1 protein-coding gene, 2 pseudogenes and 1 riboswitch are annotated in these 3,262 nt (G+C 75.5%); of the genes and pseudogenes, 2 read left to right on the top strand and 1 reads right to left on the bottom strand.

Translation table 11 applies throughout. From position 1 onward, the window contains the following. A pseudogene (locus KS423_RS41745) lies at positions 1–150 on the bottom strand (cobalamin biosynthesis protein); the annotation flags it as partial. 107 nt (positions 151–257) lie between these two features. After that, positions 258–391: riboswitch (cobalamin riboswitch) on the bottom strand. A gap of 524 nt (positions 392–915) precedes the next feature. On the opposite strand from KS423_RS41745, the gene KS423_RS41740 reads away from it, so the two are divergent. Continuing rightward, a complete protein-coding gene (locus KS423_RS41740; RefSeq protein WP_224284935.1) occupies positions 916–2,022 on the top strand; it encodes a S9 family peptidase in 1,107 nt (368 codons plus the stop codon). A gap of 653 nt (positions 2,023–2,675) precedes the next feature. Then, positions 2,676–3,262, top strand: a pseudogene (locus KS423_RS41735) (hypothetical protein); the annotation flags it as partial.

Genomic DNA, 3,262 nt, shown 5'->3' with positions numbered 1-3,262 from the left:
GGTCGCGGCGCTGCCGAAGACGGCGACCGGGTGGCCCCGGCGGGGGTCGGCGAAGCGGGCGTCGGCGGCGTAGCCCGCGACGGCGCCGAGCGCGAACGCGGCGGCGCGGGTCAGCGGGCGCGGAGAAGGAGAAGGTGCGGGCGGGGTCATCGGTGGCACGGCGGAAGGCAGCTCGGAGTCCGGCGGGGCGGGGCAGCCTGCATCGCGTGCGTGTCCTCACTCAGGGTCCGCGCCCTGGATCGACGTGACGGGGGCGAGAGTCTCCTGGCTTCCGGGTCGAACGCACCCCCGGAGCCTTCCAGCGGCCGTCGACGGCCCGCCGTGGCGATGTTCCGAGCGTGCTCCCCGGTGACAGTGGCGGGACCGCGCCGGACTTCCACCGGCTTCCTCTCCATGCCTCCGTTTGGCCCCAGGATCCCATCACGGGCCCGAACCGGGAGTCAACCGAGGTCACGGAGGGGTTGGTCACACGCGGGCGCCGCTGACTGACACCCCGTGGGATCGCCCGGTGCGGCACCGGCCCGGGGACGGGGCCCGTCCCCCGGATCCTTGCCGGGCCCGCGACGCGCCCCAGCCGTTGGCCGGGAGGTACCCCCACGTCCGCCTGGCGATGCACGCACCCCGACGCCGCGGTCCGATCCGACGGAATCCGAGAGACAGGCCCCGGGCCGCTTCGTGGGTTCGGCGGCCGGGGCCGCATCGCACGCCACGCCTGCCTTTCGGTGGCACGCTCCGCAGCGGCCCCCGTCGCCCCACCGTCGACTCCTCCACCGCCCGCTTCCGGCCTCTCCTCGGCACCGTCGGGTCGCCGCCGAGGTCACCCGGACGGCCTAGCCCGGTGGCCGGGCGGGCGGGGCGCCGGTGGACTGGTGCTCGAACACCGTCCGGTCCGTGACCAACAGAGCGGGGAGCGAAATGCGATGGGGAACCGCCGCCGTCGTGGCGGCCGCAGCGGTCGGGGCCGCCGTGCTGTTGATCGGCCGTCGGGCCTCCGAGCGAATGGTCCGTCCGGCGACCGCCGTCCAGGAGTCCGGTCCGCTCCTGGTCCACAGTCTCGCCCCCGGCCGGGTCACCTTCACCCGCGGCCCCGAGAGCCTGCGCCCCGGCCGCTGGGCGGTCGAGTGGGCGGACGGCGGGCACGCGGTCGTCGAGGAGATCCTGCACAGTGACGAACGGGGCGTCACCCGCCGCCTGGTCCGCGCCGACCGGGGCACCCTCACCGCCGGCACCGAGGTCCGCCTCACTCCCCGGGTCCACCTCGGCGACCCCACCGAGGCGCTCGGCCTCGCCTTCGCCGACACCGTCGTCGAGGGCGAACTCGGCGCGCTGCCCGCCTGGCAGCTCGACGGCAAACGCGGCACCTGGGTGATCCTGGTGCACGGCCCCGAAGCCGACCGCCGGCAGACCCTCCCGGTGCTCCCCGTCCTCGACCGGCTCGGCCTGCCCGCCCTCGCCGTCACCTACCGCGGCGACCAGGGCGCCCCCGCCTCCCCCGACGGGCTCAGCCACTTCGGCGAGACCGAGTGGCGAGACGTCGAGTCGGCGGTAGGGCTGGCGTTCGACAGCGGTGCGGGCGCGGTGATCCTCTACGGCTGGTCCCTCGGGGCGACCATGGTCCTCCGGACGGCGGCCCGCTCCGCCTGGTCGCACGCCATCCGCGGACTGATCCTCGACTCGCCCGTGCTCGACCTCCCGGCCTCCGCCCGCCGGGACGCCGCCCGGGCCGGCTTCCAGGGTGTCGCCGCCGAACTCGGTGCCCTCGCCGCCCAGGGCCGCACCGGCGTCGACCTCGCCGACTTCGGCCGTATCGCCGAGGGCACCGACCTGCGCGTGCCCACCCTCCTGCTGCACAGCCCCGAGGACCGGATAGCCCCCTTCGGCAGCGCGGAGAAGCTGGCTGCCGCCCGCCGCGACGTGGTCAGCCTCCAGGCGTTCCCCGGCGCCGACCACGCCACCCTCTGGAACACCGCCCCGGACCACTACACCGAGCTCCTCCGCCGCTGGCTCACGCCGCTGCTCTAGCCCCCTGACCGTGCGGGCGGTTTCGGCTGGGCCCCACCCGGCTTTCCGGTGGGGATTCCGTCGTTCACGAATGAACGTTTCTGCCATTCCGCCGGGCGTGCACGAGAAGTCGGCCGGTCCGACTTCTCGTGCAGCACGACCCCGCCACCCCGCCCGCCATCCGTCCGGATTCGGGCTGGACAGTCCCGCCGGAAGTCGGCGGAGCGGATTCCCCGCGTGAAAAGCCCCCTGCCGTCAGGGGCAACAATTGGACCGACCCCTTACCCCCCACCCGTACGCACGGTGATCGGACGAGCATTCCCGGCGACCGGGGCAGCGCCGGTGGCATGGCCAGGTCACACGTTTCCGGCCAGGCGGTTTGCCGTTGTTGCCCGATCTTGCGGAGGTGCCGCCACCGGTCGCCCGGTCGTACGGACAACCGGATGTGACAGAAGGCCGGTACAAGGGGAAGACTGCTCGACGTGACGTCTCGGAACCCGCGCGACCGTGATGCCCCGCTCCCGCCGACGATCGGTACCGGTGCGACGGTGACCCGTCTCCCCGGAACGGCCCACCGGCCCGCCGGTGGCAGGCCGGGCGGGGCGGGTGTCCCCCGTAACGGAGTACCCCGGCGACGAGGGCCCGCTCCGGCTCCCGGGCGGGGCCGGGTTCCCGTGCCGGAGGGTTTCCCGGCACCCGCCGAGCTGGCGCCGCTGGCCCGGAGGATGCTGGTGGACGCCGTCCGGGTCGCCCGTTGGGCCGGGGAGCTGGCCGAGGTCGACAAGCGCGGTGAGCTGCTCCCGGAGGACGCCCGCGCGGCGGGCCGGGCACTGGCCATGACGGTCGGCGCCGCCGCCAAGGCGTGGGGGCAGGCGCTGCTGGTGGGTCTGGTGGAGGCCCGTGACGGCGGAGCCGGCCCCGGCTGGCGGCTGCACGCCTGGGAGCACGACGACGAGGCCGTGGTGCGTGGCTGGTCGGCGCTGTTCGACGCCTGGACCCTGCTCGCCCCGGTGCCGCCCGCCGCGCTGCGCGGCGTGTTCGCCGTACTGGCCGGGCAGGCCGTGGACCAGGCCCCGCAGCTGCTCTCCTTCCTGCACCTGGTGGACGGCCCGGTCGCCGAGAGCGAGCTGCTGGAACTGCTGCGCCGCGGCCTGGACGAGCGCCGGGTCGGCGCCGGCCTCGGCGGACCGGGCCTGTCGCCGGTGCCGCACGCGGCCTCGGCCGTTTCCGCCGTCCGCGGCACCTGCCGCGCGCCGCAGAT

The organism is Streptomyces sp. LS1784, assembly GCF_020103755.1.
GTDB lineage: Bacteria > Actinomycetota > Actinomycetes > Streptomycetales > Streptomycetaceae > Kitasatospora.
This window is presented reverse-complemented; position numbering and strand designations above follow the sequence as displayed.